Origin of the sequence: Aquiflexum lacus, from assembly GCF_015476655.1 — a bacterium.
In the GTDB taxonomy this organism is placed as follows: domain Bacteria; phylum Bacteroidota; class Bacteroidia; order Cytophagales; family Cyclobacteriaceae; genus Aquiflexum; species Aquiflexum lacus.
Genome location: NZ_JABFHF010000013.1, coordinates 71,876 through 97,536 on the forward strand (window position 1 = coordinate 71,876; position 25,661 = coordinate 97,536).

The 25,661-nt window shown below is 38.3% G+C and carries 26 protein-coding genes; 16 read left to right on the plus strand and 10 right to left on the minus strand.

Annotated elements, in window-relative coordinates; all coding sequences use genetic code 11:
• Positions 1-17 precede the first annotated feature (17 nt).
• Positions 18-509, minus strand: coding sequence for a DNA topoisomerase IV (locus HMJ38_RS13140; protein WP_194974864.1), 492 nt, complete (start codon positions 507-509; stop codon positions 18-20).
• 123 nt (positions 510-632) lie between these two features.
• Here HMJ38_RS13140 and HMJ38_RS13145 point away from each other — a divergent pair, with 123 nt between their 5' ends.
• Both HMJ38_RS13145 and HMJ38_RS13150 read left to right on the plus strand, forming a co-directional pair.
• Positions 633-1,883, plus strand: a complete 1,251-nt coding sequence (locus HMJ38_RS13145; RefSeq protein WP_194974865.1) for a sterol desaturase family protein — start codon at positions 633-635, stop codon at positions 1,881-1,883.
• Positions 1,876-2,280, plus strand: a complete 405-nt coding sequence (locus HMJ38_RS13150; protein ID WP_228780042.1) for a hypothetical protein — start codon at positions 1,876-1,878, stop codon at positions 2,278-2,280. Before HMJ38_RS13145 ends, HMJ38_RS13150 begins: the two co-directional genes overlap by 8 nt.
• Positions 2,281-2,527: 247 nt before the next feature.
• On the opposite strand, the gene HMJ38_RS13155 is transcribed toward HMJ38_RS13150, so the two are convergent.
• A complete protein-coding gene (locus tag HMJ38_RS13155; RefSeq protein ID WP_194974866.1) occupies positions 2,528-3,457 on the minus strand; it encodes an ROK family protein in 930 nt (309 codons plus the stop codon).
• Positions 3,458-3,507: 50 nt separating this feature from the next.
• Positions 3,508-3,996: a YkgJ family cysteine cluster protein gene (locus HMJ38_RS13160; RefSeq protein ID WP_194974867.1), complete on the minus strand. Its 489-nt coding sequence runs from the start codon at positions 3,994-3,996 to the stop codon at positions 3,508-3,510.
• Between the two features lie 107 nt (positions 3,997-4,103).
• On the opposite strand from HMJ38_RS13160, the gene HMJ38_RS13165 reads away from it, so the two are divergent.
• Positions 4,104-4,463: an arsenate reductase family protein gene (locus tag HMJ38_RS13165; RefSeq protein ID WP_194974868.1), complete on the plus strand. Its 360-nt coding sequence runs from the start codon at positions 4,104-4,106 to the stop codon at positions 4,461-4,463.
• On the opposite strand, the gene HMJ38_RS13170 is transcribed toward HMJ38_RS13165, so the two are convergent.
• Complete coding sequence (locus HMJ38_RS13170) at positions 4,460-5,287, minus strand: CvfB family protein (protein WP_194974869.1); 828 nt, start codon at positions 5,285-5,287, stop codon at positions 4,460-4,462. The two genes, HMJ38_RS13165 and HMJ38_RS13170, sit on opposite strands and share 4 nt — an antisense overlap.
• 151 nt (positions 5,288-5,438) lie before the next feature.
• Here HMJ38_RS13170 and HMJ38_RS13175 point away from each other — a divergent pair, with 151 nt between their 5' ends.
• Entirely contained in the window at positions 5,439-6,326 is an 888-nt protein-coding gene (locus HMJ38_RS13175) for a 3-hydroxyacyl-CoA dehydrogenase family protein (RefSeq protein WP_194974870.1), read from the plus strand.
• 163 nt (positions 6,327-6,489) lie between these two features.
• A complete protein-coding gene (locus tag HMJ38_RS13180; protein ID WP_194974871.1) occupies positions 6,490-7,107 on the plus strand; it encodes a deoxynucleoside kinase in 618 nt (205 codons plus the stop codon).
• Positions 7,108-7,121: 14 nt separating this feature from the next.
• Here the strand turns inward: HMJ38_RS13180 and HMJ38_RS13185 are convergent, their stop codons facing one another.
• The 3 genes from HMJ38_RS13185 to HMJ38_RS13195 are packed head-to-tail and all read right to left on the minus strand — an operon-like array spanning position 7,122 to position 8,391.
• Complete coding sequence (locus HMJ38_RS13185; RefSeq protein ID WP_194974872.1) at positions 7,122-7,766, minus strand: DUF7255 family protein; 645 nt, start codon at positions 7,764-7,766, stop codon at positions 7,122-7,124.
• Between the two features lie 9 nt (positions 7,767-7,775).
• A complete protein-coding gene (locus HMJ38_RS13190; protein WP_194974873.1) occupies positions 7,776-8,237 on the minus strand; it encodes a DUF2452 domain-containing protein in 462 nt (153 codons plus the stop codon).
• Complete coding sequence (locus HMJ38_RS13195; protein WP_194974874.1) at positions 8,215-8,391, minus strand: hypothetical protein; 177 nt, start codon at positions 8,389-8,391, stop codon at positions 8,215-8,217. Before HMJ38_RS13195 ends, HMJ38_RS13190 begins: the two co-directional genes overlap by 23 nt.
• Positions 8,392-8,629: 238 nt before the next feature.
• On the opposite strand from HMJ38_RS13195, the gene HMJ38_RS13200 reads away from it, so the two are divergent.
• The 3 genes from HMJ38_RS13200 to ggt all read left to right on the plus strand — a co-directional run bounded on the left by HMJ38_RS13200 (position 8,630) and on the right by ggt (position 13,132).
• Positions 8,630-8,962: an Hpt domain-containing protein gene (locus HMJ38_RS13200; protein WP_194974875.1), complete on the plus strand. Its 333-nt coding sequence runs from the start codon at positions 8,630-8,632 to the stop codon at positions 8,960-8,962.
• Positions 8,963-9,060: 98 nt separating this feature from the next.
• Positions 9,061-11,424 (plus strand): S9 family peptidase, encoded by a 2,364-nt coding sequence (locus HMJ38_RS13205; protein ID WP_194974876.1) that lies wholly within the window; start codon positions 9,061-9,063, stop codon positions 11,422-11,424.
• Between the two features lie 4 nt (positions 11,425-11,428).
• Complete coding sequence (gene ggt / locus HMJ38_RS13210; protein ID WP_194974877.1) at positions 11,429-13,132, plus strand: gamma-glutamyltransferase; 1,704 nt, start codon at positions 11,429-11,431, stop codon at positions 13,130-13,132.
• Between the two features lie 174 nt (positions 13,133-13,306).
• Here the strand turns inward: ggt and HMJ38_RS13215 are convergent, their stop codons facing one another.
• On the minus strand, positions 13,307-14,692 hold the full coding sequence (locus HMJ38_RS13215; protein WP_194974878.1) for an NmrA family NAD(P)-binding protein: 1,386 nt from the start codon (positions 14,690-14,692) through the stop codon (positions 13,307-13,309).
• Positions 14,689-15,948: a protoporphyrinogen/coproporphyrinogen oxidase gene (locus tag HMJ38_RS13220; RefSeq protein ID WP_194974879.1), complete on the minus strand. Its 1,260-nt coding sequence runs from the start codon at positions 15,946-15,948 to the stop codon at positions 14,689-14,691. Before HMJ38_RS13220 ends, HMJ38_RS13215 begins: the two co-directional genes overlap by 4 nt.
• Before the next feature lie 154 nt (positions 15,949-16,102).
• On the opposite strand from HMJ38_RS13220, the gene HMJ38_RS13225 reads away from it, so the two are divergent.
• The 4 genes from HMJ38_RS13225 (at position 16,103) to HMJ38_RS13240 (ending at position 20,381) form a co-directional block, all read left to right on the plus strand.
• Positions 16,103-17,329 carry a serine hydrolase domain-containing protein gene (locus tag HMJ38_RS13225; protein WP_194974880.1) on the plus strand — a complete coding sequence of 409 codons (1,227 nt, stop codon included), beginning with the start codon at positions 16,103-16,105 and terminating at the stop codon, positions 17,327-17,329.
• Positions 17,330-17,578: 249 nt separating this feature from the next.
• Positions 17,579-18,871: a tyrosine--tRNA ligase gene (tyrS, locus tag HMJ38_RS13230; RefSeq protein ID WP_194974881.1), complete on the plus strand. Its 1,293-nt coding sequence runs from the start codon at positions 17,579-17,581 to the stop codon at positions 18,869-18,871.
• 73 nt (positions 18,872-18,944) lie between these two features.
• Entirely contained in the window at positions 18,945-19,574 is a 630-nt protein-coding gene (locus HMJ38_RS13235; RefSeq protein WP_228780043.1) for a hypothetical protein, read from the plus strand.
• Positions 19,575-19,679: 105 nt separating this feature from the next.
• On the plus strand, positions 19,680-20,381 hold the full coding sequence (locus HMJ38_RS13240; protein WP_194974883.1) for a TetR/AcrR family transcriptional regulator: 702 nt from the start codon (positions 19,680-19,682) through the stop codon (positions 20,379-20,381).
• A 198-nt stretch (positions 20,382-20,579) separates the two neighbouring features.
• Here the strand turns inward: HMJ38_RS13240 and HMJ38_RS13245 are convergent, their stop codons facing one another.
• Complete coding sequence (locus tag HMJ38_RS13245) at positions 20,580-21,548, minus strand: zinc-dependent alcohol dehydrogenase family protein (protein ID WP_194974884.1); 969 nt, start codon at positions 21,546-21,548, stop codon at positions 20,580-20,582.
• Positions 21,549-21,693: 145 nt separating this feature from the next.
• Between HMJ38_RS13245 and HMJ38_RS13250 the strand changes: the two genes are divergently transcribed.
• Genes HMJ38_RS13250 through HMJ38_RS13265 form a run of 4 tightly spaced genes read left to right on the plus strand, consistent with a single transcriptional unit; the run spans position 21,694 to position 25,592 of the window.
• Entirely contained in the window at positions 21,694-22,461 is a 768-nt protein-coding gene (locus HMJ38_RS13250) for an SDR family NAD(P)-dependent oxidoreductase (RefSeq protein ID WP_194974885.1), read from the plus strand.
• 12 nt (positions 22,462-22,473) lie between these two features.
• Complete coding sequence (locus tag HMJ38_RS13255) at positions 22,474-23,685, plus strand: acyl-CoA dehydrogenase family protein (protein WP_194974886.1); 1,212 nt, start codon at positions 22,474-22,476, stop codon at positions 23,683-23,685.
• On the plus strand, positions 23,678-24,709 hold the full coding sequence (locus HMJ38_RS13260) for a phosphotransferase family protein (RefSeq protein ID WP_194974887.1): 1,032 nt from the start codon (positions 23,678-23,680) through the stop codon (positions 24,707-24,709). Before HMJ38_RS13255 ends, HMJ38_RS13260 begins: the two co-directional genes overlap by 8 nt.
• 4 nt (positions 24,710-24,713) lie before the next feature.
• Positions 24,714-25,592: a 3-hydroxyacyl-CoA dehydrogenase gene (locus HMJ38_RS13265; protein WP_194974888.1), complete on the plus strand. Its 879-nt coding sequence runs from the start codon at positions 24,714-24,716 to the stop codon at positions 25,590-25,592.
• Positions 25,593-25,661 lie beyond the last annotated feature (69 nt).

Consider the following 25,661-nt stretch of genomic DNA (forward strand, 5'->3'; position numbering starts at 1 on the left):
TAAGGTATGGTGGTTAATTAATTTGACTGCAAGGATTTGAATTTTTTGAGCAAAATCCAAAACAATCCGACAATCCAAACTACAAAAAATACAGGTATTAAGTAAAAGAAAAAGTTGAATTCTCCCGAACTTATTTCATTTTGGTTGTTGATGCTGTGCACAAAAATGCTCATGATACAAAGTGAAATATTGATGATTCCTACAAAGCTATAAATCCAAGTCAACATATAATCCCTAAAAACATCTCCTATTGAAAATAGTCTTTTAATATTTTTAGTGCTTTGATTTTCAATGAGTTTACCCGGTGTAATCAAAATTATATTTAAAACTACAAAGAGGATTATTCCAATATAGAAAAAAGTGTTTTTGGAAATAATTTTTGATATTGCTCCCTGACTGTCAATTTCATAAGCTACCTGATCGGGCAATGCAGAATAGGTATAAAGAAACACAAAGATAAAAACAAGGACTGTTAAGAAATGAAATACTTTTCCGAATCGATAATACATAAATGAATTGATTTTGGGCGCTAATATAAAAATTAATGCCAAGCATTTCTGAAACTGTTTTTTTCCTTTTTGGGTTTTTATCCATAGCTTTCAATTGTTAAAACCCAAATAGCTGATTGTAAGATGAATTTGAGTCCCGTCGTCATTGCCATTCCGATGTATTTTATCCTGATGGGGATAGAATTGCTTGTTTTGAGATTTCAGAAGAATCCGAGTTATAGATTAAATGATGCAATTACCAATATCAATTGTGGGGTAATTTCACAGGTTACCGGCGTTTTTCTAAAAATTCTTTCCATAGGAATATATACTTTCCTCTTCGAAAAATTCGCTTTCTTCCAAATCCCAAATAACATTTGGACATTCTTTATCCTATTTTTTCTATATGACCTTTGTTATTATTGGGCACACAGGATGAGTCATGAGGTCAATCTTTTCTGGGGCGGTCATGTGGTACATCATTCCTCAGAGGAATATAACCTTTCTGTAGCTTTGAGGCAGAGTTCAACCCAGACCATTTGGACTTTTATGTTTTATTTGCCTTTGGCATTTCTTGGTTTTGACCCTGTTTTTCTGGTCTTAGTTTCAGGGTTGAATCTCCTTTACCAGTTTTGGATACATACTGAGGTCATTGGTAAAATGGGATTTTTAGAGAAATTTATGAATACCCCTTCGCATCACAGGGTGCATCACGGCAGAAATCCAAAATACATTGATAAAAATCACGGAGGTACTTTTATCGTTTTCGACAAATGGTTTGGAACATTTCAGGAGGAAGAAGAAAAACCTACTTATGGTATTACCACACCTGTCAACAGTTGGAATCCCGTTTGGGTGAATATTGCACATTATGCCAACATGAAGCAGGAAATGTCCATGATCAAAAATTGGAAGGATAAACTCAGGTATTTGGTGAATAAGCCAGGATGGCTTCCCGAGGACCTTGGTGGATACAGACCTGTAAAAGAAGTCGGGCCTGAATATAGGAAATTTGATACGGTGGTTCCCCAACCCTTGAATTGGTATGTTTTCTTTCAATATGTAGTCTTGATGGGACTGACAGCCTTTTTCCTTTTCAACCTGGATAACATTGATACCGCCACTAAAGTCGGTTTATCGTTTTTGATCATTTGGACCACAGTCAGTTTTTCAGGCATTTTTGAGCAAAATAAATGGTACCATTTCCAGGAGATCGTTCGGGTCGCGATTTTTGCAACTGCGATATGGTTTGTTCTCATCGGTTTGTTACCCGAAAATATATCTATGATTATCCTTTCAGCTTATGCAGGGGTATCCTACATTTGGCTTTGGCTTAACACAAGCACCGTCAAAAAATTCCAGACTGCTGTCAATAAAACTCCCCAAAATGTATAAAAATACCTTTGTGATTCTTGGATTGCTGTTTCTAATTATTGCAATGATTTCCTGTTCAGGTAAGGTTGAATTGGAGAATATTGACCAAGAAAAATGGAAAAATGATAGAGATGGTTGCCTTGGATCACGCTTGGAAAATTTGGAGGATTTAAGGGAGATTAAAAATGATTTCTTAGGAAAAGACAATCAAGCTCTGATCAAAACTTTCGGCAGACCTGACAAGGTTGAGTTGGCCGATAGAAGTCAGACGTTTTTCATTTATTTTTTGGAACCCGGTCCTGAATGCCAAAATGTAGAAAAGAAGGAAGATCCTTTAAAGGCCATTTTTCGTCTGAATGCTTATAGTCGTGTCAGTGAAGTTACGATCAGTACACTGGAACCGGGGAATTTGAGGTGATTTTTAAGAATCAAGAACCAAGAGCCGAGAAAAAAGAAGCGAGAAACGAGATATGTGACAGAACCAATGCTTGTCTCAAGTATCAGGGAAATAAAAGCTAAAGCCTGTCCAGATGGGAATCGGGAAAACTATTAAGAACATAGATTTTAAATCTATAATCTTTCGGCGTGTAGGTAGATCTTAAATCAAAAATCTACAATTTAAAACCTGCCTGCCGGCAGGCAGGTCTAAAATTCAACCTCTTCCCCTACTCCTCATCCATAAAACACAAGGCTGCAGCGCCTAGGGTGCCGGCATCGTTTCTGAGGGTGGCTTTCGTAAGGTTAAGGTCTTTTACATAATATGGGGTAAGATATTGTCTTACTGTTTTTTCCAAAGATGGCATCATAAACTCCAAACCTGCTGATATCCCTCCTCCAAAATATACATGGGTCACATCCAAGACTCGGATAACAGAAACAATCGCTTCTCCCAAAATTCTACCAACTTCCTCAAAAACCATTAAAGAAACCTCATTTCCCGCTTGGGCTGTATCTACCAATAGATGTGTTCCCAGTTCCTTGTTCTCCAGATCACCAGCCAATCTTGGATAAGCTTGGATAAATCTTTCCATTATTTTGAGTATACCGTTCCTGCCTACCAATTTTTCAAGCCCTTCATTACCTCTTGATAGCATATGTCCCATTTCCATGGCATTACCTCTAGCTCCTTTAAAGATTTCTCCATCCAGTACAAATGCACTTCCAATACCTGTACCCATTGTAATAAAAAGAAAATTCTCAGGAGGGTTGTTTTTGCCATATCGATATTCACCAATTGCGGCAGCAGCGGCATCATTCTCCAAATAAAAAGATACACTTGGGTACATTTTTTTTAACGATCCTTTCAAATTAAATCCATTGAGGCCTGGAATAGCTGGAATTTCCAACGTCGTCGTCCTATCTTTAGATATCAGACCTGGGAGACCTATCCCCACTTTTTTCACTTCCGGATACTTTTTCAGGATATCACCCATTCCTTCTGTAAACCGTAAATTGAATCCTCTTGGGTCATCCCTGTATGGTGCGGTATCAATTTTATCAAATGAAACGATTTCTCCCTTCTTATTTACCAAGCCGATTTTTAAGTGGGTTCCACCAACATCAACACCCAAAAAATGCTCTTGCTCTATATTCATGGTTATTTTATCAATAGGTTCTAAGGCACTAAAATAGTAAAGAGATTGGCTTACTTCCTAAAATCTTTTCCAAAGTCTTGAAAAATTTCAAACACTGCTGGACAAACCAAGGTGTTTTGCAAGGTTAAATTCAAAATTCCATGCATGTTTTTTCTATTGGTATGAGGGTACTCTTTGCATGCCTTGGGTCTTTCTTCATAGACCAAGCATGTATTATCATCATTCAAAAAAGGACAAGGAACACTTTTGAACACATAGTCCCCATCTTCATCTCTATGCAGATATTGTTTTACAAATGCTGAAGGTTTCATACCAAAGACTTTTGACAATCGGTCTATATCAGTCTGGATAAATATCGGGCTGGTGGTTTTGCAACAATTGGCACATTCCAAACAATTTATTTTTCTGAATTTTTCATCATGAGCATCTGAAAAACTTTGATCTAGATTTTTGGTCTTGACACGTTTGAGTTTAGCAAGTAATTTCTTATGATTATTATATTCTGTATTGCTTTGATATTTAAAATTTTCTAAATCCATACACTAATAACTATAAACTTTACTATCGCAAAGTTAAAATTTCACAATTATATATTTGGTTAATTGGTTATTAAATCTTATATTAAACTCCCCTATCTCGCACAGCTATGAAAATGCATCCAAATGAACTGTTCTTTTATTATAATCCCTCCCACAACGTGGACAAACAGATGAGGGCTTATGCACAGACAGTGGCAAAGCACATCAATGAAATCAATATAGAAAGAGAAAGTATCACCATGACCGGATGGAGATCTATTCTTGATAAGCTAAATCTTCGACCTAAAGACCTTCTTAACCGTGCCCATCCTGATTACCAAAACAAAATTGCGGGTAAATCTTGGGATGATGAAGGGTGGCTGAACATTCTGATCAGAAATCCCCATTTACTCAAAGCACCCATAGCCATCAAAAGAGACAAAGCAGTATTATGTATTACACCAAATGATATCTTAAAATTGGACTAGACGAGTTCAATTCCATCAATCTTTATCAATATTTTTTTGGCTTTGTATAATTGACCAATAGACTGTTTGAAGTGCTTTTTACTCATTCCCAGCAACTCTTTGATAGACTCAGGGGATGATTTGTCGTGAAGGGGCAAAAATTTCCGGACTTTTAAGACTTCCAGAATTTTTTCAGCCCCTTCTTCATATTTTAACCTTCCTGTAGGCAACAGCTGCAAATCCAGTTTACCATCATCTCTCCGCTTCTTGATGAATACATTGATTTTTTCTCCAATTTCAAGATTCTGAAAAACTTCATTTTTATAGAGAAGGCCTTCAAAGTTATTTTCTATCAATACTTTAAAACCAAGATCCGTCTCATCAAATACCAATGCCTCAACTTCCTGAAGAGCTTCAAAACCTTGAGTATCTTTGATCAAAAAATCCTCATATTTGGAAACTCCAATCAATCTGTCAGTTCTAAAATCACGGCACACCCTCACTAGATATTTCCCGCCGACTACCATATTCTTACCCATTTCGGCAGTTGGGACAAAAAGATCTTTGGGAAGTCCCCAATCTACAAATGCACCGAACTTGGTGATTTCTTTGGCTTCCATCACTGCAAATTCATCCAATAAAGCCACAGGCCTATTGGTTACAGCAACCGGTCTATCCTCACTGTCCGTGTAAACAAAAACTTCAATCTCCTCTCCTTCCTTTTCCTCTCCCTTTAAGTAACTTTTGGGTAAAAGTACTTCTCCACCTTCCTGAAGTGCCAAGTAAGCACCATTTGGGGTAAACCTATTGATTAAAAGACTGTTGATGATTCCTAATTCTTTCATGTCCCAAAGTTAACCAAATTATATGATTAGGAATTGGATTTACTTCTTAATCAAAGTAGATTTGAGCATTCAATCAAAAGAAAATTTTGTCACCTACATAGACATTTTTTCCATGATTCAGTTAAATCATTGAATATAAACCCATCTATACATGAATAATATTGCAGTAATCGGCTCAGGGACTATGGGTAACGGCATCGCCCATGTATTTGCCCAATTTGGATATCAGGTTTCTCTTATTGATATCAACCAAGATGCACTTGATAAGGCTATGGCAACCATTTCAAAAAATCTTGACCGTCAAGTTTCAAAAGGTTCTTTATCAGAAGAAGACAAGGCAAATGCTTTATCCAATATCAAGGCTTATACAGCATTAGGAGAGGGTGTGAAAAATGCCGATTTGGTAGTGGAAGCTGCTACTGAGAACATTTCGATCAAGTTGGATTTGTTCAGACAATTGGACGAACATTGTCCTGAAAAAACAATTCTAGCGACCAATACTTCATCAATTTCCATTACCAAAATCGGTGCGGTCACCAAAAGGCCTGAAAAAGTAATAGGAATGCACTTTATGAATCCAGTGCCTGTCATGAAGTTGGTGGAAGTAATCAGAGGATATGCTACTTCAGATGAAATCACCAGACAGGTCATGGGCTTGGCAAAAAAGCTTGAAAAAGTACCTGTGGAAGTCAATGATTATCCGGGATTTGTGGCCAATAGGATTTTGATGCCCATGATCAATGAAGCCATCTATACTTTGTATGAAGGTGTGGCAGGGATTGAAGAAATCGATACGGTGATGAAATTGGGTATGGCACACCCTATGGGGCCATTGCAATTGGCTGATTTTATAGGTTTGGATGTCTGTCTTTCAATCTTGAGAGTTTTACATGATGGCTTTGGAAATCCAAAATATGCTCCTTGTCCTTTGTTGGTCAATATGGTGGAAGCTGGATATAAAGGCGCAAAAACTGGGGAAGGGTTTTATAAATACACTGAAGGAAGCAAAGATTTAAAAGTCTCAGAAAGATTCCTTTAAAAAGGATATTTATGTAGGCAAAGATACCAGTAAAATGAAAATTCAATAAATTCTCGGCAGGAGACTGACATGTTCTGTACATCGGTCTTCCGACTTCGGTCAGAATATCTGTATTAGAAAATTGGGTTACCGGCAAAGAAGCGGATAACTATTAAGACATAAAATGCACATAGCAGTTTCAGGAAATATCGGTAGTGGCAAAACAACACTTACCATCAAATTGGCCAAACATTACGGTTGGAATGCTGAATTGGAAGCAGTTGAAAACAATCCCTATTTGGCAGACTTCTATGAAGATATGAAGAGATGGTCTTTCCATCTTCAGGTTTATTTTTTGAATAGCCGATTCAATCAGATCAAAAGAATCAGGGAAACCGGACTTTCGGTAATTCAGGACAGGACCATTTATGAGGATGCCTATATCTTTGCAGCCAATCTTTACAAATCCAAATTGATTTCGGAAAGGGATTATGAGAATTATCTCAATCTTTTCCATTCCATGATCAATTTTGTGAAAGCACCTGACCTATTGATCTATCTGAAAGCGGACATCCCAAAGCTAGTCGGTCAGATCGAAAAAAGAGGTAGACATTATGAAAATGCCATCAGGATAGACTATCTCAAAAACCTCAACAGTCACTATGAAGATTGGATTGGTGGATATGACAAGGGTAAACTCCTAATCATTGATGTCAATCAAATGGATTTTGTAGAGCACCAAGAAGACTTTTCATCAATCGTCCAAAGAGTGGATAGGGAAATGTATGGTTTATTTTCCTGATCAGTTTAAAGATTTTATTGCACTTTTCTTGATACCCAATTGAGGATAGCTTTCTGATACTCCTCTTTTGGGTTCAATAACAAATCATCAATCTTTTTGAGGCTGCCCCCAATCATCAGGTTTTCATATTCAGGAATTCGAATCAATTTGTACCCGTGAAGCCTTGATATCAGATCATACTGAACATCATTATAAGCATTGAGTTTCCAACCTGATGAGCCATTACCTGATAGGTTACCGGCTTCTTCACTTCTCCCAAAAATCCTTGAGGCTATGGGAGGACCATTCCATATACGGTCCTGAAGACCTGCTTTGATACATTCTTTTTCAAAAGTCCGACAAAGTCTTTTATAACTATCTACCCAGGGAAATGTAAAAGTCGAATAAATATCAGTTTTCAAAGTGGATAATCTGTACTTATTGAAATGGACGGCATCGTCATATACAAATAAAAATCTATTGATTTTAAAGTCAAACTTCAAATGTTCCAAGATGGGCATATTGCCTTTACCATTAAGCTCTTCAAAAACCACATTTAATAATAATTCTCCCTTTCCCTTCAAATAGGAAAAATTGACATCCAAATGGAAGGCAACATCAACCGGTAACGCTGATTGGTGCAATATATCTAAAAGATGTTGGACTTTGATCTGATGCATCGGGTCAAATTACTCACCTTTTCCGACAATCTCCCAAGTATGGTCTGCCAATAGTTTTACTTCAGCTATAAATTTGGAATAGCTTTTCTTTCTACCCCATTCTTCAGGAGCTACCAAGCTCAGAAAATCTGTTTCATCCTCCTTTTCATATAAAAAATAATGGTGATTGATCAATGGTTCAAAACCCATAGATGTCTTGTAGATGCGTTCGGAAACCTCAACACGTTTTTGGATTTTTTTAGCTTGGTCCGCCAATAACTGCATCTGCTGATATATTTGAGTCATCTGCATATCAGTCTGTGAATGCATGGCGGCTACCGCCCTCCCCGTGATTTTTCCTTTGTCTTCAGGTTTGATAAGTGCACTGCCGCTTTGATGGGCATAAGGCAAAAGACCCGGTATATCCGTTGTCTTTTCCTTCATCTTTTCAAGGTCTATTTTATCGATATCAATTTTTTGCTTTGCTGTCATTGTTTTTGAGGGAATCAGTCGGGGCAATTCTTTCTTTAAGATTACCTTTTGAACCAGGAAAGGTTGTTTTACTTGACATATCCAAACCTATCCAAATCATGGTAATTGCAAATAATATTGCTAAAACCAAAAATATAATTTTATTTTTTTTCATATATTTCAAGATTAGAAACCTACATTTACCGTCGGTTGTTTAGAATTTTAAAATTAATCCATTCTTTTGAATTTCGAAGTTAGGAATCCTATTTTGACCAAACCACAAAAGATGCATTTAATGCTTAAATTTGCCACTTTTGTAAGGATTTTAAAAAAAAAAGTCAAAATCGGTTTTTTTAATTTTGAAATACATAAATTTGAATAATATATACAAAAATCGGATATACAAATATTTTATGTATCAGCTTATTAGCCCTCAGACAATTTTTCAGTATTTTGGAGATGACGACAAGGAAATGCTGCAGGAAATGATCCAAATCATTTTGGACTCAAATCTTCAGGATTTAAAAAACATGGAAGATCTCTATGCCTCCAAAGATTGGGGAATGATCAAAAAAAGATGTCATAAAGCCAAACCTAGTATGAGTTATATTGGAGCAATTCAAACTCGGAAAATTCTGGAATCCATTGAATCAGACCTTGAATCTTCCCAAGGGAAATTCTCAGAGCTAAAAGATCATATTAACATAATTGAAAAAGAACTCCATACATTTCTTGAGTCACTGTAATCAAAACAATTTTTTCACCTCTCCACATTTATTCTTTTATTTTCCCATCAATAACTGAGATATTTGGAATTATCCATTTCTGAAAATCACATTTATTTATGAAAAAGTATTTCCTTTTGCCCTTACTCCTTTTTATTTTAATTCGGATTTCTCTTTTTGGTCAAGAGGATTTGACTGTGCAGAAAATAATGCAGGATCCTATTTGGATGGGAAAATTTCCATCAAATATCCAATGGGATGAAAAAGGACAAGCCATCTATTTTATGTACAGGGCAGGAAATGACCCTGCGGATTCCTTACATAAAATAACATTAGGCAAGGATGAACAACCCGAAAAAGTTTCTTTAAAAGAGCAAAGAGAGCGTATTCCGGTTAGCGCAAATACAAATCTTGCCAAAACTAAAAAAATTTATGCCAAAAATGGAGAGATTTTTTTATATGATATTGCCACCGAGACCAAAAACAGTCTGATCAAATTTGGTGATAGAATTTCGAACCCTACTTTTCTGGCCAATGAAAACAGAATTGCTTTTGAAATATCCGACAACCTATATGTTTTGGATGTCAACTCTGGAAAATTCAATAAACTAACCGCTATCCGTTCAGGAACGAAGCCACAAGAAAAAGAAGATAAACTGGCAGAAAGAGAAAAATGGCTTGAAGAAGATAACCTTTCCCTACTTTCAGTCATTAAAGAAAGAGAGGATAAAAAAGAGAAAACCAAATCATATCATGAGGCTATCAAGGAAAAAGAACCTTTTTCCTTCTATCTGGGAGGAAAATCTTTGGCAAACCTACAATTATCTTCTGATGAAAAGTTTGCCACTATGCTGTTTTTCTCAAGATCGGAAAATAAAAGAACAGATGTTCCTGATTATGTTGATGCCACCGGATATACAGTAAATCTTCCTGCGAGGACCAAGGTTGGAGACAAGCCTTCCAAAACAGAATTGGCCATTTACGACCTCGAAAGGGATACAGTGTTTTTCGTATCTACCCAAAACCTTCCTGGAATTAAGGATTTACCTGATTATATTAAAGATTACCCCGATAAAGAATGGGAAGAAACAGAAAGAGATGTTTTGCTATCTGCGCCGATTTTTTCCAATGACGGAAAGCATGCTGTAGTTAGTATCCGATCCGTAGATAACAAGGACAGATGGATTGCTCTTCTGGAACTTGAGTCAGGAGATTTAAAAACATTAGATCGACAAAGAGATGAGGCTTGGATAGGTGGACCCGGGATGGGTTGGGGCTTTGGTGGTGGAACTTTGGGTTGGCTACCGGATAATAAGCATATCTATTTCCAATCTGAAGAAACCGGCTATTCTCATTTATATATACTAGACATTAATTCCGGAAAAAAGAAGGCATTGACCTCGGGTCAATTCGAAGTGTTTGATCCATCAATATCCAGAAATGGAAAGTATTGGTACTTGACTACCTCGGAAGTAGATCCCGGAGAAAGACATTTTTATATGATGCCTTTAATGGGAGGTAAAATGGAAAAATTAACCTCTATGACAGGTAACAATGATGTTGCCTTGTCTCCAAATGAGAAAAATATGGCTATTTTATATTCTTTCAGCAATAAGCCATGGGAAATATTCCTTCAAGCCAATACTCCAAAATCACAGCCCAAACAATTGACTTTCGGTCAAAGCGATGCATTCAAATCTTATAATTGGAGAGATCCACAAATGGTCAAATTCGAGGCAGCAGATGGAGAATTGGTTCCTGCGAGACTATATGTCCCCGAATCAGGAAAGAAAAATGGTGCCGCTGTGATATTTGTCCATGGTGCAGGGTATTTGCAAAATGTCCACAAATGGTGGTCGAGCTATTTTAGGGAGTATATGTTCCATAATTTGCTCACCGATCTTGGATACACTGTATTGGATATTGATTATCGAGGAAGTGCGGGTTATGGTAGGGATTGGCGAACTGCAATTTACAGACATATGGGCGGAAAAGACCTTTCCGATCAGGTCGATGGGGCAAAATACTTGGTTGAAAACTTAGGCGTTGATCCTGAAAGAGTAGGTATCTACGGTGGAAGCTATGGAGGATTTATCACCTTAATGGGACTTTTTAATGCTCCTGAAGTTTTTAAGTCCGGTGCGGCATTAAGGTCTGTGACTGATTGGGCGCATTATAATCATGGTTATACAGCCAATATCCTCAATGAACCGTTCAATGACCCCATTGCATATCGTCGATCTTCTCCAATTTATTTTGCAGAGGGTCTAAAAGGTAATCTCTTGATAGCCCATGGAATGGTAGATGTCAATGTTCATTTTCAGGACGTGGTTCGCCTGGCACAAAGACTCGTGGAATTGGGCAAAGACAATTGGGAAATGGCTGTCTATCCTGTTGAAGATCATGGTTTCGTGGAGCCAAGCAGTTGGACAGATGAATATAAAAGAATACTAAAACTGTTCAATGATACTCTAATCGATTGACCTGATGAATAGCAAACTATCTTCCATTTTCATTTTTTGCATTTTAATACTCTTAGCAGGCTGTAATCCCACAGACCAAATTTCCTATGAAGAAAGAGGTCTAATTGCCGAATATGCCATGGTTGTCTCAGCAAGAGAGGAGGCTTCTAAGATCGGCTTATTAATGATGCAGCAAGGCGGCAATGCCTTTGATGCCATGGTTGCCACTGAGTTGGCCTTGGCAGTGGCCTATCCTTTTGCCGGTAATCTGGGAGGTGGTGGATTTATGGTCTATAGATTGGCTGATGGGAAAAGCGGCACCATTGACTATCGGGAGAGAGCACCTATGGCAGCACATAGGGATATGTACCTGGACGAAAATGGAGAGGTTATCCCTGGTTTAAGTACCATGGGTGCCTTGGCTGTAGGTATTCCCGGAACCATAGCAGGGGTTTTTGAAGTGCATCGAAAACTAGGTTCATTACCTATTGAAGATATTTTGGCACCCGTGATAGAATTAGCTGAAAAAGGCGTTGTTGTGACTGAAAAGCAAGCGCAAAGGTTAGCCGGATATAGAGAATCCATTGTAAAAGTAAGCGGAGAAAATACATTCTTTGCACAAGTTTTTGATGAAAATGATACCATTAAATATGCCGCATTGGCAGAGACCCTAAGGCGTATTTCCAGAAATGGTAGCGATGAGTTTTATAAGGGAGAAACAGCAAGAAGATTGGTTAAATTTCTTCAAGAAAAGGGTGGAATCATTACTTTAGAGGATTTGTCAGCCTATGAGGCCCAATGGAGAGACCCCATTCAATTTTCTTATAAGGACATCAATATTATTTCTATGGCTCCTCCCAGTAGTGGTGGGGTTACATTATCACAGATTTTGGGAATGATAGAAGAATTTGACTTAAAGTCAGTGGGCCATAATTCACCGGATTATATTCAAGTGTTGACCGAAGCTGAAAGACGGGCTTACGCAGATCGAAATTATTATTTAGGTGATCCTGATTTCGTGCAAGTTCCTGTAGAAGTTTTATTGGACAAAGCTTATCTGAAAAACCGTATTTCCAACTTTAATTTTGACCAAGCTACACTTTCTTCTGATGTCTCCCATGGACATATCCAATTTATAGAAAGTGAAGAAACAACACATTATTCAATTATTGATCAATTCGGAAATGCCGCAGCCGTTACTACCACACTGAACGGTGCTTATGGCTCCAAGTTGTATTGCGATGACCTTGGGTTTTTCCTGAACAATGAGATGGATGATTTCAGTGCGAAAACCGGTGTGCCCAATATGTTTGGTCTGATAGGTGCGGATGCCAATGCCATTGCGCCTGGAAAGCGAATGCTGAGCTCGATGACACCCACCATTGTCGAAAAAAATGGAGAGTTGCTTATGGTTGTTGGAACACCGGGAGGTTCCACAATCATCACCTCTGTCCTGCAAACAATTCTAAATGTAGCGGAATTTGAAATGACCATGCAGCAGGCAGTTGATGCGCCAAGATTCCACCACCAATGGCTACCTGATCACATTAATTTTGAACCTGAAGGATTTACTAAAGCCACCCTTGAAAAACTTAAATCCAAAGGTTATAATACCAATGAAGGCTATACTCCCATCCTGGGAAAAGTGGATGCCATTCTTGTTCTGCCCAATGGAAAGTTAGAGGGAGGCGCAGACAAAAGAGGCGATGATAAAGCTATTGGTTTCTAAAATATTCTGTATTTCCTATTTTAGATCATTGTTTGAAATAAGAAATATGCCATTGAATTGAAACCAATATCAATCAATTTCCAATCCTAATGACGCAGGCAGGTAATCAAAAATATTTATTTACATTATTCATTCTGAATCCCATTAGTCTCAAGAATTCAGATTTTGTATAAATCAAAATCCTTTATACTTCTCCAAATAATCCCTAAATCTATTCATTACCCAAAGATGTATTCTTGCCTGGGTATTGATATATACATACCAAGGTAATCTAGGAACAAACTCATGAATAGCTGAAATCATGTGCTTTCCATTCATTACTTCCCTAAATTCTAACCATCCATAGTCAAAACGCTTAACCAGCCATCCACCTGTAATATAAAATAACTGACGCTTGATGTCACTTCTATCGGGAATCCAAGTCAATTGCAGCATAGGTTTTGTTCCTTTTAGTATAAAAAAACCTATATCCCCCCTTTCGTTTTCTTTGACATTGATCAGAAATCTAAAAAATGTTGGAAGCCAGACTTTATACCTATTGGCAACCCAAAGTGCACTTTTATGTCGGGTATTTGGCATGCGCTGAATGCTCCTAACCGTATTTCGGACATCACTATCATTTTTAAATTTTGGCATTTTGGGAAGCTTGTTTCCAGGATTTAAAGCTTCCTCTACACTTTCTTTGAAGGATAGATAGTCAATCTCTTTTTCCTTGAATCTCAAATCCTCAGAAAGAGTTAGTGTATGCTTTAGACTTTCAACCAAAGGCGAAACAAGTTTCATCGGTGTTTCTCCAAAATAAGAAACCCAGAGTTTGGAAAGTCCGACAGAAAAAATGGGAACCGAAAAAATCCACCGCTTTTTTCCCATCACCCTTGCTGTTTCCTCCAACATCCCTTTGTATGTAAGGATTTCCGGACTGCCGATTTCGATGGATTTGCCGAATACATCAGGATTGCCCAAACAAACATCCATGATAGTCATCGTATCTCTGAGAGAAATAGCCTGAGTTTGGGATTTCGTCCATTTGGGACACATCAAAGCGGGAAGCTTTCTGACAAGGTTTCTGACCATCTCAAATGATGAACCTCCGGGTCCGACAATAATTCCTGCCCGTAAAGCCGTCACAGGAACACCTTTACTTCCCAAAGTTTTTTCAACTTCTAACCTACTTCTTAAATGAATTGAGATTTTTTCTTCAGCTACTTCTTTAGGAAGAATTCCTCCCAGGTATAATATCTGTTTGATTTTATTAGCTTCCGCTGCCCGGGCAAAATTATCCGCCAACAATAAATCAGTGTCCTCAAAACTTCCCTGATTGAGTCTTGTGAGTGCACTCATCGAATGAATCAGGTAAATGGCATAATCCACACCCTGAAGGGCCTCAATGGTAGAGGTAATAGAAAAGAGTTCAACTTTACGCCACTCCACATCAGGATCGGGATTTTGGACTGCCTCCCTCCTACTTAATGCAATGATTTTGTATTTGTCTTTGAAATTATGGATAAACCATCTTCCGATGTAACCTCCTGCTCCGGCAATTGCTATAGTCTTTTTCAATTCATATTGGGTTGAATACTTAAAATTACAGCTTCTGCAGACTTTCGGCCTGCTGTCATCGCTGCATTGATGGATCCGTTCAGTAAATAGTCTCCGGATAAAAATACATGGTCATATATCTTGGTTTGCGTGGCAGAAATACTCGATTTCATGTCTTCAACCTGTGGTAGTGCATCCTCGATTTCGTATATTTTCTCCAATTTAAAATGTTCGGATTTGATATGTGTAAGGGCTTCTAATTCTATTTTGACCATTTCAATTAGTTTATCGTCAGCTTGGATTGGTTTGGTGATAGAAACAGATAAAAGTGCTCTATCAGATTTAGCATAAGACTTGCTTACATCTGTCATAAATACCAGATTATTGACTAAAAATTGCTTGTCGGTTACCAAACCTATCATAGGACTGGCAAAAAATGATTTTTCCAGACTGAAATACAGATTGATTACTTTTCTGGAAGGTTTGAACTGTCCCTCCATTTGGGAAAGAAATTTATCAGGTCTGACAGCAATAATGATTTTACCCGCATTGATTCGCTCACCGGAGGAAAGTTCAATTACATTTCCATCGATTTTCTCAACGGCAGCATTGAGCCTGATAGAAGTCTTTGCTAATTTACTTTTCAATTGATCTGAAATGGCCTGCATGCCATTTTCCGGAACTGCGGCATGACCCATAGAAAACATTTTGAAAACAAAATTGAACATCCTCGAGGAAGTCTCCAGTTCATTTTCAAGGAAAATACCTCTGAAAAAAGGCATAAAGAAGTTTTCAATTATTTTTTCAGAAAATCCATAATCTCTCAAAAACTGTAAAGTTGTCTTATTGGGTTCATTGAAAATTTCATCTTCAGTTTTGCTTTTCAAAGATTGTGTCAGTTTGAACATTCTTATCTTATCCATAAATGTACCCACTGAAGAAAAGGCCATGCTCACTATTTTCAAGGGATTGCGCAAAGGATCATGAATCGTAAACAGATTACCTGGTCTAAGGATAATTGCTCCCGGATCAAATTTCTTGAGATTTAAAGCATGATAATCCAAATACCTTTGGGCCTCCGGATATGCCGTCAATAAAACCTGAAAACCCCTATCAAAAATAAATCCATCCTGGTAATCCGACCTTACCCTTCCACCTACAGCTTTATCTGATTCCAAAATAATGGGACTAAATCCAGCCCTCTCAAGTTCATAAGCTGCGATCAGACCCGAAATACCTGCTCCGATGATATAGATATCAATTTCTGTGTTTAACATAACCTTCATTTAAGAGACCAATTTTAACTCAAATTGTTTCCTGTTACAATTTAAGTTTTTCTTTTCTACCGTTTAAAGTTTTATCCTTCGAATACTGTAATTAATGATCAAAACTTGGAATGCATAGTTTATTTTGCACACAAACATAAATTCTATGAAAATTTTCAAGATCAGTTTCCTCCTCCTTTTCTTTAGTCTATCATTTAGTGTTTACTCCCAATCTGCCTATTTCCCACCGTTCGGAGATTGGGAACAAAAAAGCCCTTCCGAGTTGAAAGTTGATGGTGAAAAAATACAGTCAGCCATCGAATTTGCGATTAAGGCGGAAAGTGAAGCAAATAAAAATATGAAAATAGCACATTATCAAAGTGCATTTGGAAGAGAACCATTTGGGTTTCCGGTAGGTCCCATGAAAGACCGGGGTGAGGCTGCAGGATTGATTGTTTACAAAGGATATATTATCGGGATGTGGGGTGATCCCTATCGAGTTGATCTTACCTTCAGTGTGGCTAAAAGTATTCTATCCACAACGGTAGGATTGGCAGTGGACCAAGGGTTAATCAAAAGTGAGAAGGATTTGGTATATCCTTATATGGGGCCAATTATCCCCTATGACCCGCAAAGGGCCATGATGAATAAATCAGATCATTTGATGGAAGAGGATGTTTTTGATTTGTTTGGGACACCTCACAATAGAAAAATCACTTGGGAACACCTTTTAAGGCAGACCTCTGATTGGGAAGGTTCACTTTGGGGAAAACCTGATTGGGCAGACAGGCCACAGGGAAATTCCTCAGATTGGCTGACCCGTGAAAGAAATGAACCGGGAACAGTTTACAAGTACAATGACACAAGGGTTAATGTGTTGGCATTGGCAGCTTTGAATGTTTGGAGAAGACCACTCCCACAGGTTCTTAGAGAGCTTGTAATGGACAAAATCGGAGCTAGCCCTACTTGGAGATGGACCGGATATGAAAACTCTTATATTGTATTGGATGGCCAAATAGTTCAATCAGTCAGTGGGGGTTCACATTGGGGAGGAGGCCTGTTGATCAATGCATATGATCAGGCTAGATTTGGCTATTTGACTTTAAGAAAAGGAAACTGGAACGGACAACAGATCATCTCTGAGGAATGGATCAAAAAATCCCGAACTCCTACTTCGGTGCAGACCAATTATGGGTTTATGAATTATTTCCTGAATACTGATAAAAAAGAAATCCCTGCTGCGCCGGAATCCGCCTTTTTCCATTTGGGTGCGGGAACCAATATGGTCTATGTGGATGAAGAAAATGACTTGGTTATCGTAGCCCGCTGGATCAAAAATGATCAGAAAGCCGAGTTAGTGAAGCTAATATTGGAGAGCTTGCCGGGGAGGTAGGTAGCAAGATCATAAGCATTTGTCCGCCGTGGCGGATTGAAAAATTGTAAAATTTGAAGATTGAAAAAACTTGTTTGTCGTGACAGATTCAAAGGTAAATGAGCTCCTTTATTAAACTAAAATCTTGCTTCTTGACTCTTGGCTCTAGTTTCTTGGTTCTTGGTTCTTGTTACTCAAATCTCCGATCTAAAATCTAAATTCTAAATTCATACCGCCTATATTTGCACCTTCAAAAACCAAGGATTACTTATGAATAACTTTATTGAAGAACTGCGTTGGAGGGGAATGCTCCAGGATATGACACCTGAAATCGTGGAACACCTGAAAAAAGGAATGTCTTCGGCTTATCTGGGTTTTGATCCTACAGCGGATTCTTTGCATATTGGCCACCTTGTAGGGGTGATGACATTGTTGTATTTTCAAAGAGCAGGCCATAAGCCTTTTGCTTTGGTTGGAGGAGCAACCGGCATGATCGGTGATCCAAGCTTTAAGTCCTCTGAAAGAAATCTATTGGATAAATCAACCTTGGACCATAATGTGGCATGTATTAAGGAACAGCTTTCAAGATTTCTCAATTTTAATGAAGGTGCTGAAAATAAGGCAGAGTTGGTCAATAATTACGATTGGATGTCCGAATTTTCATTTTTAGAATTTATAAGAGATGTAGGTAAGTATATCACTGTCAACTATATGATGGCCAAGGATTCCGTCAAAAGAAGATTGGAAGAAGGCAGTGGACTCTCTTTTACTGAATTTTCTTACCAATTGATTCAAGGGTATGATTTCTACCATCTGTGGAAAAACCGGAATGTTTCCATTCAATTAGGAGGTTCAGATCAATGGGGAAACATCGTGACAGGAACTGAAATGATCCGGAAAATGGAAGGTGGACAGGCATTTGCACTGACAGTTCCACTGATAACCAAGGCTGATGGAACCAAGTTTGGGAAAACTGAGGGTGGTTCTGTATGGTTGGATGCAGACAAAACCTCTCCATATGCCTTTTTCCAGTTTTGGTTGAATGTTTCAGATGAGGATGCTTCCAAGTACATCAGGATTTTTACCATTTTGGATAAAGATACCGTTTTAAAACTTGAAACTGAACATGCTGAAACGCCCCATCTGAGAATCCTTCAAAAGGAAATTGCAAAACAGGTGACCATCATGGTTCATGGTGAAAAAGAATACAACATGGCTTTGAAAGCTTCGGAAATTCTTTTCGGCAAATCATCGACAGAAGACCTTGCTGATTTGGATGAAAGGACTTTTCTACAGGTTTTTGAAGGGGTTCCCCAAGCTGAAATCACCAAAAATGAGTATAGTACCATAGCCAATGTTGTTGATTTGCTTTCTGAAAAAACGGATGCTATTATTTTTGCCTCCAAAGGCGAAGCAAGGAAAATGATTCAGGGTGGTGGAGTTTCTATCAACAAACAGAAAATCACAGACCCTAATCAAACTATAGGGTTTGATCTTTTGCAGGATAAATACCTATTGGTCCAAAAAGGCAAAAAGAATTACTTCATCATAGCAGTAAACTAAATTAAGGAAGAACTATTTTAAAGAGTTCTTCCTTAATTTTTTAACTTTGAGAAACACACCTTTTAAAAGTGAAGTGAAAAAGTTTTTCCTATTTCTCATTCTCCTGATTTTATGTTTTCAATATTCCTGTATCAAGGAAGAAGAATTTGATTCTGTAGAAGTTAAGACTACTATCGAGGCCTTGGTGGAAAGTATACATCAAGGGTTTTTTGATTTTGAAATCAATGGAGGAACAATAGAGGAACCTATCAGTTTGCCAACCGAAGGGATGGATGGGATTTACGGCATCCGGTCCGCTGACCTTGACAATCTGGAGGGAGAAGATCTTTCATTGTTCAATTGCATCAATTCCTTGAATCCCGGACTCCTGCAAAGAGTCAAGTTAAGGGATGTATCTAATACTTTTGCCGTTTGCAGGTATGCTACAAGTTTGGCATACAAGGAGGATATCAAGAAATTATTGGATAGAGTTGAAGTGGAAAGATTGGAATATATCCGTCAGTTTGAAGCGGGAGAAATAACTCAGGAAACTTTGAATCAGGAATTAGCTGATTTGAAACAAAGGTTTTCCCTTGTTTACCTGAATATAAAAGAATTTTACAGTGAAATTTTTAAAACTTGTCTTGAAACAATGATTCGATATATACAATCCACTCTCAACAATCAGCAATGGCAGACTTTTGTCAACTGCAATGGATTATAATTTTTCTCTTTCATTTTCAAATCATTAAAATCAACACTAGCTTTTGGTAAGTGATTTTCTGACCACTATTTAATATATTTGACTCATATTCGAAAAACAGGGGAAATGGGCGCACACGAGAGACAACAAAGGGAAAAATTGATTTTAGAGACTGCCATTAAACTTTTTATTGAAAAGGGTTACCACGCTACCCGGATGGATGAAGTCTCCAAAAATTCCAAAATCAGTAAAGGTTTGACCTATTTTTACTACAAAAATAAAGAAGACTTATATATGGCTGTGACGAAGAAAGCCTTTGATGAATTGAAAGATGTTTTTAGGGAAATCATCAAAGTCAAGGGTAGAAATGGATTGGAGATGTTAACTGAATTGGCTGCTAATTATGTCAACTTCGTAAAAAAGAACAAAATGTACAATGAAGCGATTCTCAATTTTATGGGTATCATGCAATTGTATAATGATGAAAAAGAAATTCAAAAAATAGATCCATTAATTTTGGAAAGTGTACATTTTTCAAAACTTTTAGAAATTCACCACGACTGTGCGAAGTTGGGTATTCAAATGGTTTCATTAGGTATCAAGGATGGCAGTATTCGTCCGGAATTGCAGCCGGAAGTAACCTTTTATACTGTTTGGACCATGTTGATTGGTTTTGAAAGGTTGATGGGTCCAGTTGGATTTGAAGGCAAGGACATTAAAATCCAACTGGATAATCTCAGACCCGGATTTATCAAATTGATGCAGGATATGCTCAAAGGAACTATACAGGCCCAAAGACCACAGGCGGTTCAGGCAAGTTTGTTTTGAAAAACTAAAAGCTATCTGTTATTCCTAGAAGTTTATAGACCTCTCCCTTGCCATTTCGTCTACCTGCCGTGGAAGAAACGTAGAAAGTAGTCCGTCTTGCCGGAAGAAATCAAAACACCGAGTTTTGGTAGACCCCACTCCTTTTTATACCCTAACCTGTCTCAAGTCTCATATCTGACGTCTCAGGTCTCAAATCTCCTAAGATACCAAAATCACCTTCCCATTTCTCCCGCCTTTTTCATACTCCTCTAAAGCCTCCTTAAACTCTTCCAAAGGATAAGTAGCCTGAATATCAACTTTTACCTTTTGGGTTAAAAGATATGTAAAGACTGTTCGAAAGGCATTCTCCCGCTGTTCCTGATTCAGGTTTTCCATATAGGTGGTCAACCAAAATCCTTCAACCTTAAGGTTTTTGAAAATCAGTAAACCAGAATTTAAAGGAATATTTTCTAGACTAAGGAGTCCAAAGACCATCATTTTACCTCTGGGTTTTAAGCAGGCTAAAGCTTTTGCTCCCAATATGCCGCCCACTGCATCGAAAATTACATTTACTCCTCCATCGGTTTTTTCCATAATGACTTTTTGGAGTTTATCTTTCTCAGTATTGATTATCAAATCAGCACCAAGATTCGTCAGAAGGGTTTTTTGTTCATCCCTTCTAACCGTACAGGCTACATGGATTCCTTTTTGTTTGGCCATCTGTATCACCAATTTTCCATAAGCGGAGGCGCCTGCTGTGACCAACACCCAATCACCACGAAGTAAGCCGCTTGTTTCCAACATGCCGTAAGCAGTCAAAGGATTGACAAAAGCCTGGCAGGCAATCTCATCTGACATGCCCTCAGGTGTAGGGATTACCAATTGAGCGGGCACACAAATGTATTCCTTCCAAGTTCCGATAGCGGTGAAAATAACTCTTGTTCCCACTGGGATACTGTTTTTTTCATCAGATTGATCTATAACTCCTGCAGCCTCAAAGCCAGCGCTGCTTGGAAGCTTTGGTGTGATCCCATACATACCCCTGACAAACATTATATCCGAAGGATTGATATTTCTCGCGGTGACTTTTATCCTGACTTCATGGGGTTTAGGTTGAGGAATTGGGGCTTCTTCCAGTTTTAAAACTTCTGTTGGCATTCCTGTTTGTTCAAAAATTACCTGCTTCATGATATTTGATTTAGTATTTTGATTAAAATTTGAATTTGAAGATAAATAAAAATACTCGGTATGCATAATATTTTTTAGACAATGGATAGCCTTTAAAAAGTATATTTTTTATCTTGTTGGAAAACTTAATCTAACTGTTAGTATTATGGATTTATCAACTCTATTTTCATTGACGAATGGTGTGGCTCTGATTACAGGAGCGAGCAAAGGTATAGGATATAGCATTGCAGAGACTTTTGCTGCTGCCGGTGCCAAAGTTGTAATCAGCAGCAGAAAGCAGGATGCACTGGATGAAATGGCCGATAAACTTAGAAGCAAAGGATATGAAGTGACCGGTATAGCCTGCAATGTCGGAAAAACAGAAGAATTGGAAAATCTGGTTCAAAAGACCATAGAATTATATGGACAGTTAGATGTCTTGGTCAACAATGCTGCGAGTAATCCGGTGTTTGGTCCTGTGCATGATACCAGTCTGGAAGCTTTTGATAAGATCATGGAAGTCAATGTCAGGGCACCTTTTCACCTGATGAATCTTTGTTTTCCATACTTAAGGTCTTCCCCTATAGCTTCAGTCATTAACATCAGTTCAATTGGTGGGATTTCCCCCGAACAAGGATTGGGCATCTACAGTGTCAGCAAAGCTGCATTGATCTCCCTTACCAAAGTTTATGCAAGAGAATGGGGGGACCACAAAATAAGGGTAAATGCCATTTGTCCGGGTTTGATTAAAACCAAATTCTCTGAAGCCCTGTGGAGCAACGACAAAATCATGCAGCATATCATAAAAAAACTCTCCATAAAAAGAGCTGGAACAAGTGAGGAAATCGGGGCTGTTGCACTCTTTTTGGCTTCAAAAGCTTCCTCTTATACCACAGGAGCAGTTCTGACAGCAGATGGTGGTTTCACAATTTAAATCAGTTTATCCATGAGCAATTCGGAATTCCTGACTTCAAGCCGCACAGAAGAACTATTACCAAAGTACCGGGCATTTTTAAAGGAACATCTTTATCCAATTGAAAAAGAAATAATTTATGGGTCTTTCAAAGCACACCTGCCTCAATTAAATTCCTTACGGCAGTTGGCCAAAAAAGAAAAACTCTTTGCTCCACATCTTTCAGAATCTGAAGGTGGCCTAGGGCTATCTTTGTTTGAATTTGCCGGAATCTCGGAAGTTTTGGGCAGCAGTCCTTTGGGACATTATATTTTTAATTGTCAGGCACCTGACATAGGCAATATGGAATTGATGCATCAGTTTGCCAGCAAAGAACTTAAAGATCAATATCTGAAGCCTTTGCAAAGAGGTGAAATAAGAAGCTGCTTTGCGATGACTGAACCGGAACACGCCGGAAGCAATCCCAAACATCTTTCCACTCTAGCCATAAGAGATGGTGACAATTATATCATCAATGGACACAAATGGTTTACCTCCTCAGCAGATGGGGCAAGTTTTACCATAGTAATGGCTGTCACCGATCCCCAAAATCCAAACCCTTATCAAAGAGCAAGCATGATTTTAGTGCCTTTGGACAATCCCGGATATAAACTGATCAGGAATATCCCTATCATGGGAGATGTGGGAGAAGATTATATGTCTCATGGAGAAGTAAGCTTCACGGATTGCCGGGTGCCTGTAAGCAATCTTATAGGTTCTGAAGGACAGGGTTTTGTTTTAGCCCAAGAAAGATTGGGGCCAGGAAGAATCCATCATTGCATGAGATGGATAGGCATCTGCGAAAGAGCTTTGGATTTGATGTGCAAAAGGGCAGTCTACAGAGAATTGGATCCGGGAAGACCATTAGCCTCTCAACAAACGATCCAAAACTGGATTGCTGAATGCTCTGCATCCATCAAGGCTTCAAGATTGATGGTCATGAACACAGCTTATCAAATAGAAAAATTTGGGGCCAAAGCTGCCAAAGAAGATATTTCAACCATCAAGTTTTTTGTTTCCGACGTACTGATGAAAGTATTGGATAAGGCCATTCAGGTGCATGGAGGCTTGGGAATAACAGATGATACCTTACTTTCTTTCTGGTACCGACATGAACGTGGGGCAAGAATTTATGATGGACCGGACGAAGTGCATAAGTCTGTTTTGGCCAGGAGCATTTTAAAACCCTACATGAATCATGAATAAAGAACCTAAAGGACTGGAAAATCTTTTCCCGTATTTAGAAAACAAACTGAAACTTGATCCTCAATCTACGATTATCAGTCAATTTAAAGGCGGGTATTCCAACCTTACCTATTTAATCCAATCACCATCCGGGCAATATGTACTCAGGAGACCACCTTTGGGATTGAAAATCAGTAAAGCCCATGATATGGTAAGGGAATTTCGGATTTTGGAAGCATTAAAAAAGGCCGGTTATAAAAAAATCCCTGATCCCATTATCTGCTGTGAGGATGAAGATGTGATCGGTGCGCCTTTTTTTATCATGGAAAAAGTGGAAGGGCTGATTTTGAGGAACAGGATTCCTGAAGGATTGGATTTGAATACGGATTTTTTTAGAAAACTATCCCAGAACACCATGGACGGTCTTTTGGAACTTCATCATTTGGAATTGGAAGAATCAGGTTTGTCGGAATTGGGAAAACCCCATGGATATGTTGAAAGGCAAGTTCATGGCTGGTCTGAAAGATATTTTCGATCCAAGACTGATGAACTCGCAGAGATGGAAACTGTCAGTGATTGGCTTAAAACAAATATGCCGAAAAATGAAAATATCGGATTTATCCACAATGATTACAAATATGACAATCTTGTATTGACAGGACCGGAAGATCCGGAAATCAAAGCTGTTTTGGATTGGGAAATGGCTACTGTTGGGGACCCCTTGATGGATTTGGGAACTTCTCTTGCCTATTGGGCGGAAGCAAAGGACCCTGACACATTAAAAATGTTTAATCTCACCCACCCACAGGGAAATTTTTCCAGACAGGATGCCATTGACTACTATGCCTCCAAAAGCAATCTGAAACTGGACCATATTTTATTCTATTATGCTTTTGGCTTATTTAAAGTTGGTGTAATTGCGCAACAAATTTATAAAAGATATACCTTGGGATTTTCACAGGATCCCCGATTTGCAGGTTTGATTCATGTGGTCAGAGCTTGTGGAAAAACAGCATTAAAAAGTATCAAAACGGAAAAAATATAAATTCATGAAAATCAAAAATGTTTGCATTTTAGGCTCAGGTACTCTGGGAACAAGAGTAGCGCTCCAATCCGCTTTATCCGGGTACAAAGTTGCTGTGTATGACATCAGTCCTGCAGCTTTGGACAATTCAAAAAAATTAATGGAAAAAATAGTACGTCAATTGGCCAAAAGCAGTGGTTTGGAGGCTGAAGCCGGACTAAATGCGATTTCAGGTATAACTTTTACTGACAACCCGAACGTAGCTGTTTTGGATGCGGACATCATCAATGAAAGTGTATTGGAAGAAGTAGAAGTCAAAAATCAAGTTTGGGAGTTATTTGGAAAAATTGCACCTGAAAAAACCATTTTCACTACCAATACATCATTCCTACTTCCTTCCATGTTTGCGGACATCTCGGGACATCCTGCCAAATTCTGTGCTTTACATTTCCATGATGTGTTTTATGCTAAAGTGGTAGATATTATGCCACATTCCGGTACGGATGAAAAATTAATACCCATCTTAATGGAATTTGGAAAATCCTTGGAACAAGTACCGGTTTTGGTTAAAAAAGAGAATCCCGGCTATATATTCAACAGCATGTTGATGGCTTTTATTGGTGCAGCAGGGAAGTTGCTGACAGGTGAGGTAGCAAGTATTGAGGATATAGATAAGTCCTGGATGGTCAATTTCAGGATGCCAAGTGGCCCCTTCGGTATTCTGGACACCATTGGTTTGGATACAGCATGGCATGTAACCCACAAAATGCCCGACAAAGCCTCACAAGCCTTTGCCGCACTTTTAAAAAAATATATCGATGCAGGTAAACTTGGAGAAAAAACAGGAGAAGGATTTTATACCTATCCCAATCCAGCATACAAAACTCCAGGGTTTTTAAATTGAATTTTCAATTTCGGTTTTTTGGGATTGTTGGCAGGATATCCCAAGGATAAAGAAAATCAAACCACATAA

Bases quoted from the DNA above. Each gene is read 5' to 3' on its own strand.
- HMJ38_RS13140 (WP_194974864.1), bottom strand. From the start codon at position 509: ATGTATTATCGATTCGGAAAAGTATTTCATTTCTTAACAGTCCTTGTT.
- HMJ38_RS13145 (WP_194974865.1), top strand. From the start codon at position 633: ATGAATTTGAGTCCCGTCGTCATTGCCATTCCGATGTATTTTATCCTG.
- HMJ38_RS13150 (WP_228780042.1), top strand. From the start codon at position 1,876: ATGTATAAAAATACCTTTGTGATTCTTGGATTGCTGTTTCTAATTATT.
- HMJ38_RS13155 (WP_194974866.1), bottom strand. From the start codon at position 3,457: ATGAATATAGAGCAAGAGCATTTTTTGGGTGTTGATGTTGGTGGAACC.
- HMJ38_RS13160 (WP_194974867.1), bottom strand. From the start codon at position 3,996: ATGGATTTAGAAAATTTTAAATATCAAAGCAATACAGAATATAATAAT.
- HMJ38_RS13165 (WP_194974868.1), top strand. From the start codon at position 4,104: ATGAAAATGCATCCAAATGAACTGTTCTTTTATTATAATCCCTCCCAC.
- HMJ38_RS13170 (WP_194974869.1), bottom strand. From the start codon at position 5,287: ATGAAAGAATTAGGAATCATCAACAGTCTTTTAATCAATAGGTTTACC.
- HMJ38_RS13175 (WP_194974870.1), top strand. From the start codon at position 5,439: ATGAATAATATTGCAGTAATCGGCTCAGGGACTATGGGTAACGGCATC.
- HMJ38_RS13180 (WP_194974871.1), top strand. From the start codon at position 6,490: ATGCACATAGCAGTTTCAGGAAATATCGGTAGTGGCAAAACAACACTT.
- HMJ38_RS13185 (WP_194974872.1), bottom strand. From the start codon at position 7,766: ATGCATCAGATCAAAGTCCAACATCTTTTAGATATATTGCACCAATCA.
- HMJ38_RS13190 (WP_194974873.1), bottom strand. From the start codon at position 8,237: ATGACAGCAAAGCAAAAAATTGATATCGATAAAATAGACCTTGAAAAG.
- HMJ38_RS13195 (WP_194974874.1), bottom strand. From the start codon at position 8,391: ATGAAAAAAAATAAAATTATATTTTTGGTTTTAGCAATATTATTTGCA.
- HMJ38_RS13200 (WP_194974875.1), top strand. From the start codon at position 8,630: ATGTATCAGCTTATTAGCCCTCAGACAATTTTTCAGTATTTTGGAGAT.
- HMJ38_RS13205 (WP_194974876.1), top strand. From the start codon at position 9,061: ATGAAAAAGTATTTCCTTTTGCCCTTACTCCTTTTTATTTTAATTCGG.
- ggt (WP_194974877.1), top strand. From the start codon at position 11,429: ATGAATAGCAAACTATCTTCCATTTTCATTTTTTGCATTTTAATACTC.
- HMJ38_RS13220 (WP_194974879.1), bottom strand. From the start codon at position 15,948: ATGTTAAACACAGAAATTGATATCTATATCATCGGAGCAGGTATTTCG.
- HMJ38_RS13225 (WP_194974880.1), top strand. From the start codon at position 16,103: ATGAAAATTTTCAAGATCAGTTTCCTCCTCCTTTTCTTTAGTCTATCA.
- tyrS (WP_194974881.1), top strand. From the start codon at position 17,579: ATGAATAACTTTATTGAAGAACTGCGTTGGAGGGGAATGCTCCAGGAT.
- HMJ38_RS13240 (WP_194974883.1), top strand. From the start codon at position 19,680: ATGGGCGCACACGAGAGACAACAAAGGGAAAAATTGATTTTAGAGACT.
- HMJ38_RS13245 (WP_194974884.1), bottom strand. From the start codon at position 21,548: ATGAAGCAGGTAATTTTTGAACAAACAGGAATGCCAACAGAAGTTTTA.
- HMJ38_RS13250 (WP_194974885.1), top strand. From the start codon at position 21,694: ATGGATTTATCAACTCTATTTTCATTGACGAATGGTGTGGCTCTGATT.
- HMJ38_RS13255 (WP_194974886.1), top strand. From the start codon at position 22,474: ATGAGCAATTCGGAATTCCTGACTTCAAGCCGCACAGAAGAACTATTA.
- HMJ38_RS13260 (WP_194974887.1), top strand. From the start codon at position 23,678: ATGAATAAAGAACCTAAAGGACTGGAAAATCTTTTCCCGTATTTAGAA.
- HMJ38_RS13265 (WP_194974888.1), top strand. From the start codon at position 24,714: ATGAAAATCAAAAATGTTTGCATTTTAGGCTCAGGTACTCTGGGAACA.